The sequence below is a fragment of the Taylorella asinigenitalis ATCC 700933 genome, from assembly GCF_000687755.1.
Taxonomy (GTDB): domain Bacteria; phylum Pseudomonadota; class Gammaproteobacteria; order Burkholderiales; family Burkholderiaceae_B; genus Taylorella; species Taylorella asinigenitalis.
This window is the reverse complement of sequence record NZ_JHXN01000001.1, coordinates 236,124-252,436: the sequence shown is the minus strand read 5'-3', so window position 1 is coordinate 252,436 and position 16,313 is coordinate 236,124. Positions and strand designations below refer to the sequence as shown.

13 protein-coding genes are annotated in these 16,313 nt (G+C 37.0%); 9 read left to right on the top strand and 4 right to left on the bottom strand.

What is annotated here, in order from left to right; all coding sequences use genetic code 11:
• Positions 1 to 39: 39 nt before the first annotated feature.
• From pheS to T432_RS0101190, 5 genes are all read left to right on the top strand, one after another.
• Entirely contained in the window at positions 40 to 1,062 is a 1,023-nt protein-coding gene (gene pheS, locus T432_RS0101210) for a phenylalanine--tRNA ligase subunit alpha (protein ID WP_028883846.1), read from the top strand.
• Between the two features lie 11 nt (positions 1,063 to 1,073).
• Positions 1,074 to 3,500: a phenylalanine--tRNA ligase subunit beta gene (gene pheT, locus T432_RS0101205; protein ID WP_028883845.1), complete on the top strand. Its 2,427-nt coding sequence runs from the start codon at positions 1,074 to 1,076 to the stop codon at positions 3,498 to 3,500.
• A gap of 10 nt (positions 3,501 to 3,510) precedes the next feature.
• Positions 3,511 to 3,846 carry an integration host factor subunit alpha gene (locus T432_RS0101200; RefSeq protein ID WP_028883844.1) on the top strand — a complete coding sequence of 112 codons (336 nt, stop codon included), beginning with the start codon at positions 3,511 to 3,513 and terminating at the stop codon, positions 3,844 to 3,846.
• A 64-nt stretch (positions 3,847 to 3,910) separates the two neighbouring features.
• Positions 3,911 to 4,303: a MerR family transcriptional regulator gene (locus tag T432_RS0101195; RefSeq protein WP_014111375.1), complete on the top strand. Its 393-nt coding sequence runs from the start codon at positions 3,911 to 3,913 to the stop codon at positions 4,301 to 4,303.
• A gap of 8 nt (positions 4,304 to 4,311) precedes the next feature.
• Positions 4,312 to 5,115 (top strand): glutamate racemase, encoded by an 804-nt coding sequence (locus T432_RS0101190; RefSeq protein WP_028883843.1) that lies wholly within the window; start codon positions 4,312 to 4,314, stop codon positions 5,113 to 5,115.
• Here the strand turns inward: T432_RS0101190 and T432_RS0101185 are convergent.
• Positions 5,112 to 6,284 (bottom strand): alpha-hydroxy acid oxidase, encoded by a 1,173-nt coding sequence (locus tag T432_RS0101185; protein WP_028883842.1) that lies wholly within the window; start codon positions 6,282 to 6,284, stop codon positions 5,112 to 5,114. The two genes, T432_RS0101190 and T432_RS0101185, sit on opposite strands and share 4 nt — an antisense overlap.
• A 108-nt stretch (positions 6,285 to 6,392) precedes the next feature.
• Here T432_RS0101185 and cysK point away from each other — a divergent pair, with 108 nt between their 5' ends.
• Entirely contained in the window at positions 6,393 to 7,385 is a 993-nt protein-coding gene (gene cysK, locus T432_RS0101180; RefSeq protein WP_028883841.1) for a cysteine synthase A, read from the top strand.
• A 59-nt stretch (positions 7,386 to 7,444) separates the two neighbouring features.
• Here the strand turns inward: cysK and T432_RS0101175 are convergent, their stop codons facing one another.
• Entirely contained in the window at positions 7,445 to 7,786 is a 342-nt protein-coding gene (locus T432_RS0101175; RefSeq protein ID WP_028883840.1) for a hypothetical protein, read from the bottom strand.
• A 110-nt stretch (positions 7,787 to 7,896) separates the two neighbouring features.
• On the opposite strand from T432_RS0101175, the gene T432_RS0101170 reads away from it, so the two are divergent.
• A complete protein-coding gene (locus T432_RS0101170) occupies positions 7,897 to 9,744 on the top strand; it encodes a UvrD-helicase domain-containing protein (protein WP_028883839.1) in 1,848 nt (615 codons plus the stop codon).
• Positions 9,745 to 9,844: 100 nt separating this feature from the next.
• On the opposite strand, the gene T432_RS0101160 is transcribed toward T432_RS0101170, so the two are convergent.
• Entirely contained in the window at positions 9,845 to 10,303 is a 459-nt protein-coding gene (locus T432_RS0101160; RefSeq protein WP_028883838.1) for a GatB/YqeY domain-containing protein, read from the bottom strand.
• A 54-nt stretch (positions 10,304 to 10,357) separates the two neighbouring features.
• Between T432_RS0101160 and T432_RS0101155 the strand changes: the two genes are divergently transcribed.
• Complete coding sequence (locus T432_RS0101155) at positions 10,358 to 10,981, top strand: alpha/beta hydrolase family protein (RefSeq protein ID WP_028883837.1); 624 nt, start codon at positions 10,358 to 10,360, stop codon at positions 10,979 to 10,981.
• Here T432_RS0101155 and T432_RS0101150 read toward each other — a convergent pair whose 3' ends face one another.
• Positions 10,982 to 12,121 (bottom strand): serine hydrolase, encoded by a 1,140-nt coding sequence (locus T432_RS0101150; protein WP_028883836.1) that lies wholly within the window; start codon positions 12,119 to 12,121, stop codon positions 10,982 to 10,984. It abuts the gene before it with no gap.
• 181 nt (positions 12,122 to 12,302) lie between these two features.
• Between T432_RS0101150 and purL the strand changes: the two genes are divergently transcribed.
• Positions 12,303 to 16,304: a phosphoribosylformylglycinamidine synthase gene (gene purL, locus T432_RS0101145; protein ID WP_028883835.1), complete on the top strand. Its 4,002-nt coding sequence runs from the start codon at positions 12,303 to 12,305 to the stop codon at positions 16,302 to 16,304.
• Positions 16,305 to 16,313: the final 9 nt, after the last annotated feature.

Genomic DNA, 16,313 nt, shown 5'->3' with positions numbered 1-16,313 from the left:
ATCGGGCTCCGTTTGTATTTAAACTTCTCGAAAAATCTCATGTCTATAAATTTAGAAGAACTTATTCAAAAAGCTTCTCAAGACTTTAGAGAAGCTAAAACTCCAGCTGCTCTTGAAGATGAAAAAGCGAAATATATCGGAAAGAACGGCACTATAACTCAACTTATGAAGGGGTTGGGAGCATTACCACCTGAACAAAAAAAGACTGAAGGGGCAAGATTTTCTAAAGCAAAAAACGAAGTTGAGAGGCTTCTAAATCTTAGAAGAGAGGAATTTGCTAATCAAGCATTACTAGAGAAGTTATCTGCAGAAAAAATTGATGTAACTCTTCCTGGAAGAGGTGGTCAAAGGGGTGGTCTCCATCCTGTTATAAAAACATGGAGAAGGGTTGAAGCCATATTTAAGTCTATTGGTTTTGATGTGGCAGATGGTCCTGAAATCGAGGATGATTGGACAAACTTTACTTCTCTAAATAACCCAGAAAATCATCCTGCTAGATCTATGCAGGATACCTTTTATATCGACAAAAAAGACTCTAATGGACTTCCATATTTACTAAGAACTCACACAAGTCCTATGCAAGTAAGATATGCTCGCTCGCATAAACCACCAATTAAAGTGATTGCTCCAGGAAGGACTTATAGAGTTGATTCAGATGCTACGCATTCTCCTATGTTTCATCAAGTTGAAGGTTTATGGATAGCGGAGAACATATCTTTTGCTCATTTAAAAGGTGTGTATACTAATTTTCTTCAAGAGTTTTTTGAAACTCATGATTTAACTGTAAGATTTCGTCCTTCATTTTTCCCATTTACTGAACCGTCGGCTGAGGTCGATATGATGTTTACTTCAGGACCTAACAAAGGTAAATGGTTAGAAATTAGTGGTTCAGGTCAAGTACATCCTACAGTAGTTAGAAATTTCGGACTTGACCCTGAAAAATATATTGGATTTGCATTCGGATCTGGTCTTGAAAGATTAACTATGCTTAGGTATGGAGTCGATGATTTGAGGCTCTTTTACGAAGGGGATCTTAGATTCCTTAAACAATTTCAAGTTTAAGAGGGTTGAATATGCTAGTTTTAGACTCATGGTTACGCGAATTCGTCAATCCTCCTGTAGAACCTAATGTTCTTGCTGAAGCTTTGACTATGGCAGGGCTGGAAGTTGAAGAAATCAAAAAAGTTTCTCCAGAGTTTACTGGAGTTGTGGTTGGAAAAATAGTAAGTATAAGCAAACACCCACAAGCTGATAAATTAAAAATTTGTACGGTTGATGCTGGATTAGAAGAAAATCTTCAAATTGTGTGTGGTGCTCCTAATGCAACTGAAGGGATTAAAGTGCCTCTTGCTACTGTTGGTGCTAGATTGCCGAATGGCTTAACAATCTCTGTAGGAAAACTAAGAGGAGTCGATTCTTTTGGTATGCTTTGTTCGGCTTCGGAATTAGGAATTAGTTCTGATACAAGCGGCTTACTTATCCTTGATGACAAGTTAGAGGTAGGCTCAAATTTATCAGATTTATTTTGTTCCGATGATGCAACTTATGAGATTAAGCTTACACCTAATCGTGCGGATTGTTTGTCGGTTTATGGAGTAGCACGTGAAGTAGCAGCATTATTTAAATTGCCGCTAAAAGAAGGGCCGATAGTAGGAAGCATTGCCACAGAAGAAAATATTGTATCTCCAAAAGTAAATGTGTTGGCTCCAGATTTGTGCGGAAGATTTACCTCTAGAGTTATTAGAGGTGTGGATGCTTCTGTATCTACACCACAGTGGATAGTTGACCGACTAGAAAAATCTGGTCAGAGGAGTGTTTCTGTACTTGTAGATATCTCAAATTACGTGATGTTAGAATATGGTAGACCAACCCATGTTTTCGATTTAGATAAAGTCAAGGGCGATTTAACTATTGATTGGGGTAAATCGGGAGAGCAATTAAAACTTCTTAATGAGGAGCTTATTGAACTAAGTTCTGAGTATGGTGTAATTTCATCAGATGCTGGCCCAGAGTGCTTGGCTGGGATTATGGGTGGCTTCGAAACCTCTGTTACTAAAGAAACAAAAAATATTTTTATCGAGGCTGCATTTTGGTATCCAAGTGCAATTGCTGGCCGTGCACGAAAACTAAAACTTTCATCTGAAGCTAGTCATAGGTTTGAAAGAGGGGTCGATTTCAAAACTAATGTAGAACATATCGACTATATAACCAAACTTATCTTGGATATTTGCGGCGGCGAGGCTAGTGAGGTTTGTGATCAAATCATAAATTTACCTAGTCAGAATAAAGTTTCAATGCGTCTTAGTAGGTGTCAGAAGATTATAGGTATTCCTGTAAGTGCAACAGAAGTGGAACAGATATTTAATGGTCTTGGCTTTGAATATGAAATATCAAAGAGCACCGAAGATACTATTTTTGAAGTGATATCCCCGTCTTACAGATTTGACATTGAGATTGAAGAAGATTTGATTGAGGAAGTTGCACGAATTTACGGATTCGATAATATCCCAGCCATTCCTCCTATTACTGAGAACATTATGGATAATCTCAGTGAACTTAAACTCACTGCTCATGATATTCGTGACATTATGGTAGGTGAGGGGTATCAGGAGGTTATAAACTACAGTTTTGTTGACTCCAAATGGGAAGACTACATAGGAAATTCCAATTCAATTAAATTACTTAATCCTATTGCCTCTAATCTTTCTGTAATGCGGAGCAGTCTTGTATTAAGTTTGGTTAATAATATTTTCCAAAATTCAAAGAGAAAACAAGCTCATATTCAAATTTTTGAGATTGCAAGGGCATTTGAATACGACAATTCTGTACAAAATTCAGAACTTGAGGTGCATGGAGTTTCTCAAACTTCAAAATTAGCTGCCGCTGCATGGGGTACGGCTCACCCTCAACAGTGGGGTGAAAAATCACGTCTTACTGATTTTTATGACGTAAAAAAGGTTGTAGAAAACTTATTTTCCAATACTAACGAATTGTCATTCAAAGTATTTAATGAGAATACACAAAATCCATTGTTGCATCCTGGCAGAAGTGCTTTGATTCAGTTAAATAGTAAAGATATAGGTTTTATTGGTGAATTACATCCCAAAATTGCTCAGGATTTTTCACTAAATCAATCACCAATTGTGTTTGAAATTGATCTTGATGCTTTAATTAATAGATCTTTACCTGAATATAAAGCCATATCTAAAAAGCAATTCCTCGAGAGGGATTTAGCAATTTGGGTTTCTAAAGATTTGGAATATTCAGAAATCAAAAATGCAATTGAGAATATGATGATTTCAAATTCTCAAACAAGTTTGGTTAAAAGTTTTAACATTTTTGATGTTTGGTCTGATGCACAAAATGATAAAGAGAAGAGCATTGCCATCAAATTTACTCTTCAGGAAGATCAATTACCATTAGACGATAAAACTGTAGAGGCTATTATGAGCGAAATTTTAAATGAACTAAGTTCTAAATTTAAGGCTCGTTTACGGTAAGAGGACAAAAATGAATAATAATAACTTAGATTTACAAGATGCTGACCTTAAAAGCAAAACTCTAACTAAAGCAGAGTTAGCTGAGATGCTATTTGAATCTGTTGGATTAAATAAAAGAGAAGCAAAAGAGGTGGTTGACCAGTTTTTCAACCAAATTCGAGATGCACTTGCAAACGGAGAGCCTGTAAAACTCTCTGGATTTGGGAATTTTCAGGTTAGAGATAAAGCTGCACGACCAGGAAGAAACCCAAAAACAGGAGAGGTTATCCCTATTGATGCGAGAAGGGTTGTAACATTTCATGCTAGCCAAAAGCTTAAATCTGTGGTCAGTGAAGCACATAACTAAATTAGTGTAAAATTGCTTTTATTTGTCTTAAATTTGACATTGACACCTGTTAGCGGAACTCACGATGATACAGACAGAAATTTTACCTACAAGCTCATTGCCAGCTATACCAGCTAAGCGATATTTTGGTATAGGTGAAGTCTCTGAATTATGCAATGTTAAGCCCCACGTTATTCGCTATTGGGAAAAGGAATTTACACAGTTAAATCCCGTTAAACGAAGGGGAAATCGAAGATATTATCAGCACCACGAGGTTTTACTAATTCGTAGAATCCGTGAGCTGCTATATGACCAGGGGTTTACGATTAGCGGGGCACGTAATCGCCTAGCTGAAGGTAGAGATAATTCATTGATTCCTGGTTCCGATGCTGCAGTTCGCTTCAGTGCAAAGGAAATAGCGAATCTTAAATCTTCCTTAAAACAAATAATCAAAGATATTGATAAACTCCTGAAATAAGGTGCTGTATGGAAAATCTCAAAAAATTAGTTAAGCCTATCGCAGTTTTTGATGCGGGTATTGGAAGTTATGCATGGGCTAGGGCTATTAGAGAGAAGTTTCCTAAACAAGATATTATCTATTTCGCCGACAGAGCTAATTTTCCTTATGCTTGGAAAACTAAAGAAGAGTTAAAAGCTTGTATTAAAGGGGCGATTGAGCGTCTTGCTGAGATGGGAGCGTCTTTAGTTGTAGTTACATCAAATGCTCCTTCAATCACAGTAGTTAGTGAAATCAAGGATGAGTGTTCTGTACCTGTAGTCGGAAGTATCCCTCCTATAGCTTCAGGTGTAGCTGCTTCTAAATCAGGGGAAATCATAAATCTAGGCGTTAAGATTTTATCTTCACTTCCTGAATTTAGATTTTTCGTTGAATCTATTTCTGATGGTACTCAAATTCATCTCGTAAATGCAGAGGACTTAGTCACTACTGTGGAGAGTGGACAGTTCATTACAGAGCCAGAAAAAACAGCTGAGCAAGTTAAAAAGTTTATGGATGATGTGCGTTCCAAATATCCAAATGCGGACGTATGTACACTTTCCTCTACCCATTTAACATGGATTGTGGATATATTCCAAAAAGTAGCACCTGATATGCTTTTTATAAATCCAGTTGATCGTACACTTAAAAAAATAGAGCCCTACACATCTGAGGGCTCTGGTATGACTTTAAGCTATGCTACTGCAAGTGAAGAATATCCGCTTATTGGCCTTCAACTTATGTTCGATAAGCTTGGTATTCCAATTAAGCTTGTCGAAATTTCTGCCGTTTAAGCTAATTTCATATCTTCAGTGATATATAAAATATCGCTTGAAGCTTGCGATAAATCCGTAATACCGCAAAATCCCATAGTCACGCTTAGCTCTTTTTGCATGATATCGAGCGCTTTGCTTACTCCATCCTTACCGTATGCACCTAATCCGTAGATATATGGTCGACCAATCATAACTCCGTCGGCTCCCATGGCATATGCCCGCAAGATATCTTGACCAGATCTGAAACCGCCATCTATCCAAACTTCGGTTGTATTTCCTATGCGATCTACCGCTTCTAATATAGGTGGCAATGCTTTTATAGTCGATAATGCTCCGTCTAATTGACGGCCTCCGTGATTTGATACAACAAATGCATCGGCCCCAGAATTACATGCCTCGATTGCATCACCTGAATCCATTATTCCTTTGAGAATAATTTTTCCGCCCCATTGATTTGCAATCCAATCCAAATCCTTCCAATTTAATGTCGCATCAAATTGACGGGCAGTCCATTCAGATAAAGCCGTAACATTGTCCATGCCTTTTACATGACCAACCAAATTTCCATAAAACCGTCTTTTAGTATGTAGCATTCTCCAGCACCAATCTGGTTTAGTAGCTAAATTTAAAAGATTTGGTAGTGTTGGTTTCGGCGGCACAGTCATGCCATTTTTAACCTCATTATGTCTCTGTCCTAGTACTTGTAAATCAAGAGTCACCACAAGGGCAGAGCAAGCTTGTTTTGCTCTTTGAATCAAATCAGCCATAAACCCGCGATCTTTCATCATATAAAGCTGAAACCAAAATGGTTTTTTTGTATTCGCTGCCACATCCTCAATTGATGCACAACTTACTGTTGAGAGTGTAAAAGGAACACCAAATTCTTCCGCAGCCTGAGCACTTAAAATTTCCCCGTCAGCTCTTTGCATACCACATATACCTACAGGAGCAAGAGCTACTGGCATAGCATATTCCTCACCTAGTAATGAAGCTTTAGTAGATCGGTTGGCAATGTTCACGGCTACTTTCTGTCTGAACTTTATGCTACTTAAATCGCTTTCATTCGCTCGGTATGTTGATTCTGTGTAGGAGCCGTGGTCGGCATACTCAAAGAACATTTTTGGTACTTTTGTGGCTGCAATTTTCCGCAAATCTTCGATGCTAGTTATTTTTTTTAGATATTCCATTTCTAAATAATTTAATAATCGTAAGTTATAAATATATTATTGAAATTACAACTGTAAATGTTGTAGAGTTTTACATTAAACTTTTTATTTTTATACTGAGAGAACTTAATGTCAAGATATTTCGAAGATAATTCCCTTTCTATCGGGAATACACCGCTTATTAGGCTAAATCGTATTCTTAATGGTGCTCAAGCTGAAGTTTTAGTTAAAGTTGAAGGTCGAAATCCAGGCTATTCTGTTAAAGACAGAATTGCTTATTCTATGGTGAATGCAGCTATTAAAGATGGTTCATTAGGAAAAAAAGGGTTCTATAAGGAAATACTTGAACCTACAAGCGGTAATACAGGTATTGGTTTAGCGTTTGTAGCTGCATCTAAGGGCATAAAACTCACACTTGTTATGCCTGACACTATGAGTATAGAGCGTAGAAAACTTTTGGTAGCATATGGTGCAAAACTTGTACTGACCGAAGGCTCTAAAGGTATGAAAGGGGCGATTGCTAAAGCTCAAGAAATAGTTGACTCTAATCCAGATCAATATATTATGCTTCAGCAATTTGAAAACCCAGCAAATCCTGCTATTCATGAGCTAACTACAGGTCCTGAAATTTGGGATGCAACAAATGGAGAGATTGATATTTTTGTGGCTGGCGTAGGTACTGGTGGAACTATTACTGGTGTTAGTCGGTTTATAAAGAAATCTAAAGGAAAAGCAATTCTATCTGTAGCAGTTGAGCCATCATCAAGTCCTGTTATTACCCAAACTCTGACTGGTGCAGAAATTCAAACAGCTCCTCACAAAATTCAAGGTATTGGACCTGGCTTTATTCCTAAAAACTTAGACCTAAGCATTATTGATAGTGTTGCTCAAGTTTCAAATGAAGAGGCTATAGAATATGCTAGAAAATTAGCTAAAGAGGAAGGTATTCTTACTGGTATATCAGGTGGTGCAGCTGCAGCCGCTGCAGTAGCTTTAGCTTTTGACCCTAATAATAAAGGCAAAACAATCGTGGCTATACTTCCTGATTCAGGCGAAAGATATTTAAGCACAGTTTTATTTGAGGGATTATTCGATGAACAAGGATTGGCTATAGAAAAATAATTTTTATAGCAAAATATTTATTAATGAGAGAGCCTATACACTTTGTATAGGCCTTTTTGTTATTTAACTATAGTTGATGATGCTTCTGATATAGGTGCAGCTGACGAGGGTCTGTTAGTAGTAGGAATAGGGGTCATATGAGAGTTTGCACAAGTAAATGTCATAAAGTAGCCATCATCCGCTGAGCCATTTCCTATAGGGTTAAGTTGCTTAACATTAATGACTTGAGCTGGTGCACATATACGTTTAGCACTAACCATACATCCCTCCCAGTTTGGAGTCGATTTTGGTCCAGCAGAACATTTCAAACCGTAGTTGTCTTTATTGGTTAAATCAATCCCAGTACCAGTCTGGCATGCAGACAATAAACCAACAAATCCTAATATCCAAAAAATTCTCATAAGAATCCCCATATTGAAAGCCCAGTTACCCTATTATAAGTGACATATTTGTCCACCCCACTATAAAACCTTTCATTTTGTGTTCACAATTACCTTAAACGGAGTATTCGATGAACATAAAAGACCTTAAATCTAAACTTACAAAAAAACAGTATGAAGCGGCAAGTACTTCTTCGCAAAATATGCTTTTGTTAGCAGGTGCTGGCACTGGCAAAACAAGCACAATTATCGGTAGAGTTATATATTTATGCGAATATTTAAAAGTCCCAGCAAGTGAAATTTTAATGCTTGCATTCGGTAAAGATGCCGCTTTAGAAATGCAAGAACGCTTATCGCAAATCGAATCTTTGCAGGATATTGAAGTTCGTACATTTCATAGCCTAGGATTAGGCATAGTAAGTTCCGTTGAGGGTTCGATGCCTAAGTTGACATCCCTAAGTGAAGACAAAAATCTCGAGAACTTTATTTCAAATCAAGTATTTTGTGACAATGATCGCCTTATCGAATATTTCAATTTTTATGAGTATGATTTCAGTGAGTATGATTTTAAGAATGCAAAAAAAATTTGGCGTTCTTTAAATGATGACTTTTTCGATGACCCAGTCAGACTAATAGTCGCTAATATCCTTTATCTGAGGGGAATACGATATATTTCCAATTGCTTGTTTGAAAAAGATAAATATTTAAACAAAAAATACAATCCTTATGAAATTGCGTTTTTTCTTCCTGATTTAAATACATATTTGGGATATCAGGACAGTCCACAAGAAAAACAATTGCATAACATATATGGCACTCATTACATAGATTTAGATTTTTGTGGCAATGCTTCCTCCCCTTACCATTTAGCCTATGAAATCAAAAATCTTTGCAAAAATAATGGTTGGGGAGAAGAAGAAAAATTTCGAATTAACAGTATTGGTCGAGTTAAAACTTTGTCCAAATTACTTATCGATGTATTTTTATTTGTTAAGTCTAATCCTAATGAGAGCTTTGAAAACTGGGGAGCTAAGAAAAAATTTCTTGGACTTTGGGCTAAAGAAATATACAAAAAATATCTATATCTACTTGAAAGTTCCAATGAAATTGACTTTGACAAGATGATTGTAAAATCAAGCGAGTATGTAAAAAGCAAAAAGTATGTGCACAGTTGGAAGTACATTCTTGTCGATGAATTTCAAGATATATCAAAATCAAGATTTAATCTTTTAAAAGGCTTAATCGATCAAGATAAAGATATAAGTTTATTTTGCGTAGGTGATGATTGGCAAACTATATATCAGTTTGCTGGCAGTGAACTTAAATATATCCGAAATTTGGATCAATATTTGTCTAATTTAAATATTCTTGCCTTGGATAGAACTTTTCGTTTTCACACAGCATTAGCAAATTTAAGCTCTAAATTCGTTCAGCAAAATCCTAATCAATATAAAAAGAATATTGAGAGTCACAAATCATTTAACGGACATTGTGTAACATTGTTGGAATATGACATAGACCTTTGGATTTTATTGAATCATATTAATAGGAATGCAACTAGTTCTAAAACATGCTTAATACTAAGTAGATTTAATTATCAGTTACCATTGCCACCTAAAATTGAGTACTTAAATAATCAATTTGATAAGTTAATAATAAAGACGGCAACTATTCATAAATCGAAGGGAAGGGAAGCCGATTATGTGATTTTGCTTAATGTAGAAAGTGGAGAGATGGGTTTGCCATCGGAAAAGGAAAGTGAAATCGAATTATATTGTTCCGATGAGAAATACCCGCATGCACAGGAGCGTAGAGTATTCTATGTTGCCATAACGAGGGCTAAAGAACATGTGTTTATCTATTACTCAAATGAAAAAAAATCTCCATTTATAGAGGAGATTTTAAAAGAGGAGCAGTATGTGAAGTTATGGAATAAAATAGAAACGTCACAAAATTTTATTGCATCTGTAAATGATTAGGTGGAGGAAGATCTTTTGGAACAGCAGGTCTTTCGTCTTTCATAGCACATGCGGCAATTCCTAGTATTAAAACTAATAGACTAATTTTTTTAAGCATAAATCACCCTTGATTTAACTTATCTTTAATAATGCCTGAAACTTTAGACATGTCTGCACGACCAGCTAATTTAGGTTTAATTAAACCCATAGCTTTACCCATAGCAGGGTTACCTGTTACCCCTTCAGACTTTAATTGTTCTATAGCATCAGTAACTATTTGATTAATCTCTTCATCAGAAGCTTGCTCAGGCAAGAATTCCATCAGAACTTCAAGCTCAGCTTTTTCAGCAGCTGCCGAATCTGCACGCCCCGCCTGTTCAAAAGCAGCAATAGATTCTCGTCTTTGCTTAATTTGCTTCTCGATAATAGCGACAATTGCTTCATCTGAAAGCTCAACTCTCTCATCGACTTCTTTTTGTTTAATAGCAGCAGAAAGAAAGCGCAATGTAGATAGTCTTTCAGATTGTTTTGATAGCATAGCCTCCTTAATACTGCTGGAGATGCGTGATTTTAGGGACATGATTTTGACCTAATATGTGAGTAAAATAGTATTTTATCAAAAACAAAATTTCCGATGTTTCCTCACAAAAACCTCACTCAAAACCCTAATCAAGCTTCTGACTCATCTCAATTATTTATTCTTTGTTTTCCAAGTCTAGATAATCTAAGAATGCTTGATGTAGTATCAAAAGCATATCAGGACATATTTCCAATGGCGAATATCTATGGCATTGCCATAGAAAGTGAAGAGCAGATAGAGGAACCAGAAAAAATTGAGGAGTTTGTTGGAATAAATAAGATTAAGTTAATTGAAACGATTCGACATATCCAAAAGAATACATTTAGTAGTGCGGAATATACAGCTTTAGTAGGGAGTGGTCCGATTGGATCTGCGATACTTTCTCTCTTAGGTTTAAGTACGGCAATTGCAGGGCGTGTGATTACATTTAACTCATTTATACCGTTATTATCAATTGGAACGGAAGTAAGTTTAGATTACACTACGCACCTAATTTATACGCAAACAGAATGCGATTTTGCTGATACTAGAATACGAGACGATTTTGAGGCGATAAAAACTATAGGTGCAGATATAACATTAGATATCTTGGGGGCACATCAAGACCCTATAGATGTCTCTATAAATCGTTTAAAAACGTGTATTCCACTAAAGATAATTAAACAAATTCAGCAGTAACTAAAAGATTGACGGGAAGTCATTCTGAACAATATGCTTAATTCTTATAGCGTCTGAAAACCTAGTTACACCGCCATTTGCGTTCATAAGAACAACAGCCATATCTTTTCCGTTCATCTTAGTAATCATTACTATGCAACGGCCAGCTTCTTTAATATAGCCAGTTTTGGATACATGAATATCCCATTTGTCATTACGAATTAGACGATTAGAGTTTTTATAATTTTGAATTTTTCCGCCATTGGTAGTTACAGTATATCCATCACTTGTAGAAAATTGATGAATAAGCGGTTCTCTATATACGACAGCAAGAAGTTTAGCAAGGTCTTGAGCTGAAGCTACATTTTGAGGTGAAAGTCCCGTAGGCTCAACAAAACGAGTGCGAGTCATTCCAATTTGACGTGCAGTTGCATTCATCTGTTTTACAAATGCTTCTAAACCACCAGGATAATGTCTTCCAAGAGCATTAGCCGCTCTATTTTCTGAGGACATTAATGCAAGAAGAAGAGCTTCACGTCTAGTTAGTTGAGTACCATATGTAAGTCTAGATCCTGTTCCTTTCAAACGGTCCATATCCTCTTCTGATATGGTAATAATTTCATCTAAAGATTGACCACCTTTAATAACTACATAAGCCGTCATAAGCTTAGTAATAGAGGCTATAGGCTGCACAGTATCGATATTTTTTTGATAATGAATCTGCCTGTCATCTAATGACATAACAAAAGCGATTTCAGAATTAATTACATCGCCGTTATCCGCAAAACCTACAATATTCACGTCAGTAAATGAGTTTTTAATATCTTCGCTATCATTCGCTAATCCAGCAGAGGAAGAGATTAAATTTGATTTTGTTTTTACAATCGATGATTTAGATTTAAGTTTACGTGCAGTTTTAGGTTTTACTTTTTTACTGGCAATGACTTTGCTTTTTTTCTTATTTTTGGATGATTTTGCCTTGCTAGTAGTTTTTTTAGATTTAGATTTAGAGGAAATCTTAGTCTTAACCCTAGTCTTTGCTTTAGATGTAGTTTTAGAAGTTTTTTGTTTTGTAGCAGCATAAACCTCTTGATTAAAAGAGGTAGAGACAAAAAATATCAATGAAATACTAATTATTGCTGACTTTAATAACCTAAACACTATAACACCCGACTCGTTATTGTTTTAATAATTATACAAGAAAATTAATGAGTTACACGATTTTTGAATAAATAGCTTTAACTATTTCTTGGAGCATCTTTTAACATTACAAATTCTATAAATTATTTGAATTTAAAACTTGTAAAATATATGTTTTTAAGCCAAAACGTGGATTAAAGAAGTGTCAATTCATTACTACTTTCAAGGTGCATTAGCACTATCCCAGTTCCAATCAGAAAAAATTTTAGAAAAATTAAAAAAATCAAATGTACCAGTTTCTTCAGTCCAAGGACAGTATGAACATTTTGTTTACTGTCATTCTGAATTAAATCCCGAAGAAATTTTTAAACTTAAGTCATTGCTAAGCTATGGGAAAGAATTTCCTGAAAATATTGCTGACAGTGCGACATTAATATTGCATGTTGTCCCTAGGATTGGGACTATTTCTCCGTGGGCCTCAAAGAGTACGGACATTGCCACTAATTGTGGTCTATCGAAGATATTTAGGATAGAGAGGGGCATTAAGTATTATTTTGAGTCTGAACGTGGTTTGCTCGGATCAAAAAAATTAAATGAGCAGCAATTGGCCACCTTAGCTAGTGCTATTCATGATCGCATGACTGAAGAAGTTCTTCCAGATGAATTTGATCCCAAACTTTTAATTAATGAATTAAGCACTAAAGATCTCACTTATATTGATGTGTTAGGTAAAGGCGAGATGGCTTTATATGAAGCGAATCAAAACTTGGGCCTTGCATTAAGTAGTGTTGAAATTGATTATCTACTTAATTCATATAAAAAACTTGAGCGAAATCCCACTGATGTTGAGCTTATGATGTTCGCACAGGCTAATAGTGAACACTGCAGACATAAGATATTTAATGCTTTTTGGACTATTGACGGGGTACCACAAGAAAAATCCCTTTTTGGTATGATTAGGGACACATATAATGCTCATCCAGAAGGTTGCGTTGTTGCTTATTCGGATAATGCAGCTATTTTTTCAGGAAGGGAAATTTCTAGGTTTTATCCTTTGTCAGATTCTGAGTTTCAGTACAAATCAACTCAAAGGCTTACACATACATTAATAAAAGTTGAGACACATAATCATCCAACTGCGATTGCACCTTTTCAAGGGGCTTCCACTGGTGCAGGTGGAGAAATAAGAGATGAAGGGGCAACTGGTCGAGGAGGTAAGCCTAAGGCAGGTCTTACGGGATTTACAGTTTCTAATCTACATCTACCTGAGTTAACCGAAAAATGGGAAGAAAATGACTCACATATTATGCCCGAGCGCATTGCCACTCCAAGAGAAATAATGACTCAAGGGCCAATTGGGGCTGCAAATTTTAATAACGAGTTTGGTCGTCCAAATCTATCGGGATACTTTAGAGTCTATGAACAAACTGTCGACGGAGTTAGATGGGGCTATCACAAGCCAATTATGATTGCAGGTGGCTTGGGCTCAATTGACGATGCATTAACAGAAAAAAATGCCCTTAAGGATGGAACGCTTTTAATTCAACTGGGGGGGCCAGGCTTTAGAATCGGTATGGGCGGCGGAGCTGCTTCTAGTATGGCCGTGGGCTCTAATGCAGAAAGTCTTGATTTTGATTCTGTTCAACGAGGCAATCCAGAGATTCAAAGGCGTGCTCAAGAGGTTTTGGATACGTGCTGGAGAATGTTAGAGAAAAATCCAATTCTCTCTTTGCATGATGTAGGTGCAGGGGGTCTATCTAACGCATTTCCAGAGATGGTGCAAGATGCGGATATGGGGGCAGTGTTTGATTTAAATAAAGTTAATCTTGAAGAATCTGGTATGTCACCAGCTGAGATTTGGTGCAATGAATCTCAAGAGAGATATGTGCTTGCTATCGATCCTGAGAGTTTGCCTTTATTTGAGGAAATTTGTGCTCGAGAGAGATGTCCGTTTAGTGTCGTGGGCATTGCCAAAGAAGAGAAAATGCTGGTCGTTAAAAATGAGCCTAAAGAAGATGCAGTGAATCTGCCTATGGATGTTATTTTAGGATCATTGCCAAAGCTTAAAAAGGATATACAAACGCAAAATTTCTCGTCTGAGAAACTTGATTTTGTCGAAGCGGATTTAAGCGATATTGCTCTTAAAGTTATTCGTCATCCTACTGTGGCGAGCAAGTCTTTCCTAGTGACTATTGGTGATCGCAGTGTGGGGGCATTGACATCGCGTGATCAAATGGTAGGTCCATGGCAAGTGCCAGTTGCTGATTGTGCTGTTACGCTTGATGATTATGAGGGGTACACTGGTCAAGCCATGTCTATGGGAGAGCGTTCTCCTATTGCTATCGCAAATCCAGCTGCTGCTTCGAGAATGGCTATTGCAGAGGCTATAACGAATATTGCCAGTGCAGATATTGCGAGCATAAGAGATCTAAAATTATCGGCAAATTGGATGGCTTCTTCTGGCTCTGAGGGTCAAGACGGTGCACTATATGAGGCGGTTAAATCATGTAGTGAATTTTGTATAGACCTTGGTATCTCTATTCCTGTAGGTAAAGATTCTCTTTCAATGAAAACAAAAGCTCAGGAAGAAGATGAGGAGCAGACTATTATTTCACCTGTTTCCTTGATTGTAAGTGCATTTTCAAATGTTAAGGATATAAGAAAATCATTGACTCCGCAGCTTGTGCACGATACGGATGAGTCATCAGTTCTTATTTTGATTGACTTAGGTGAAGGCAAGCAAAGGCTTGCAGGCTCTGTGCTATCACATGTTTTAAATCAGTATGGCAGTAAAACTCCTGATATGGAGAATGCTGATCTTCTTAAATCCTTTTTTGGTGCGATTCGTTCTCTTTCAGATAAGGGTCAAATCCTTAGCTATCACGATAGATCGGACGGTGGATTATTTGCTACTGTTGCAGAAATGGCTTTTGCTGGGCATATTGGTGTTTCTATAAATGTTGACATGCTTGTTTTTGATGAACAAAATAGTGATTTTGGTGATTTCAAAATTAAGCCAGATCAGGTTGAAAACCTTAGAAATGAAAGCACTATCAGAGCTTTATTTAATGAGGAAGCTGGTGCGGTGATTCAGGTTCGTAGATCTGATAGAGATGCTGTACTGCACACTCTTAGTGAAGCAGGTTTGTCTAAAGTCTCTCATGTTATTGGGTCATTAAATAAAACAGACTCTATCGATATATTGCGAGACGCAAAAGTTGTAGCTTCATTTCCACGCTCAGAACTAGGAAAAGAGTGGACAAAGGTTAGCTATAACATTTCTAAAAACAGAGATAATCCAAAAACATCTCTCGCAGAATTTAAACGTTGGGACGATATTTCTGACCCTGGCATGCAGGCAAAAGTTCATTTCAATCCACAAGAAAATTTAATTGCTCCATTTATTGGAAAAGGCTCCAAACCTCGCATAGCAATTTTGCGTGAGCAAGGATGTAATAGTCAATTAGAGATGGCTTGGGCTTTTGATAAAGCGGGTTTCCAAGCGTACGATGTGCATATGACAGACTTGCTTTCTGGTCGCAAGAAATTATTGGACTTTCAAGCCCTTGTAGCAGTTGGGGGCTTTAGTTATGGTGACGTTTTAGGTGCAGGTCAGGGATGGGCTAAGACCATTTTGTTTAATGAAATTTTAAGCACGCAATTTACTGAATTCTTTGATCGAGAAGATACTCTCGCGCTAGGTGTTTGTAATGGGTGTCAAATGATGGCTCATTTGGCTGGATCTGGAATGATTAAAGGGGCACAGGATTGGCCCGCATTTACATCAAACGTTTCTTCAAAATATGAAGCTCGATTATGCATGGTAGAAATTATGGATTCACCTTCTATTTTCTTCAAAGGCATGCAGGGGATGCAAGCTCCAATAGTCGTGTCACATGGTGAAGGGTACGCAAACTTTAGTGTTCAGGGCAACAAAGGCCAAGTACACAGGGCTTTACGTTATGTAAATAATGTCGGTCAGCCTACTGAATCCTATCCATTTAATCCGAATGGTAGCTTAGATGGTATTACGGGAGTTACAAGTACTGATGGGAGGTATATGATTATGATGCCGCATCCAGAACGTGTTACTAGAAATGCCATGCTCTCATGGTCTCCTAAACTTTGGGGGCAGAATGATAGTGGGGGAGATTTTTCACCTTGGATGCGTATGTTTATGAACGCACGTGTATTTTTTAATTAAAAATTTTAT

What these genes read in the sequence shown, in the direction of transcription:
- T432_RS0101200 (WP_028883844.1), top strand. Translation starts at nt 3,511, where the DNA reads ATGAATAATAATAACTTAGATTTACAAGATGCTGACCTTAAAAGCAAA.
- T432_RS0101185 (WP_028883842.1), bottom strand. Translation starts at nt 6,284, where the DNA reads ATGGAATATCTAAAAAAAATAACTAGCATCGAAGATTTGCGGAAAATT.
- T432_RS0101175 (WP_028883840.1), bottom strand. Translation starts at nt 7,786, where the DNA reads ATGAGAATTTTTTGGATATTAGGATTTGTTGGTTTATTGTCTGCATGC.
- T432_RS0101190 (WP_028883843.1), top strand. Translation starts at nt 4,312, where the DNA reads ATGGAAAATCTCAAAAAATTAGTTAAGCCTATCGCAGTTTTTGATGCG.
- pheS (WP_028883846.1), top strand. Translation starts at nt 40, where the DNA reads ATGTCTATAAATTTAGAAGAACTTATTCAAAAAGCTTCTCAAGACTTT.
- T432_RS0101170 (WP_028883839.1), top strand. Translation starts at nt 7,897, where the DNA reads ATGAACATAAAAGACCTTAAATCTAAACTTACAAAAAAACAGTATGAA.
- T432_RS0101195 (WP_014111375.1), top strand. Translation starts at nt 3,911, where the DNA reads ATGATACAGACAGAAATTTTACCTACAAGCTCATTGCCAGCTATACCA.
- T432_RS0101160 (WP_028883838.1), bottom strand. Translation starts at nt 10,303, where the DNA reads ATGTCCCTAAAATCACGCATCTCCAGCAGTATTAAGGAGGCTATGCTA.
- cysK (WP_028883841.1), top strand. Translation starts at nt 6,393, where the DNA reads ATGTCAAGATATTTCGAAGATAATTCCCTTTCTATCGGGAATACACCG.
- pheT (WP_028883845.1), top strand. Translation starts at nt 1,074, where the DNA reads ATGCTAGTTTTAGACTCATGGTTACGCGAATTCGTCAATCCTCCTGTA.
- T432_RS0101155 (WP_028883837.1), top strand. Translation starts at nt 10,358, where the DNA reads ATGTTTCCTCACAAAAACCTCACTCAAAACCCTAATCAAGCTTCTGAC.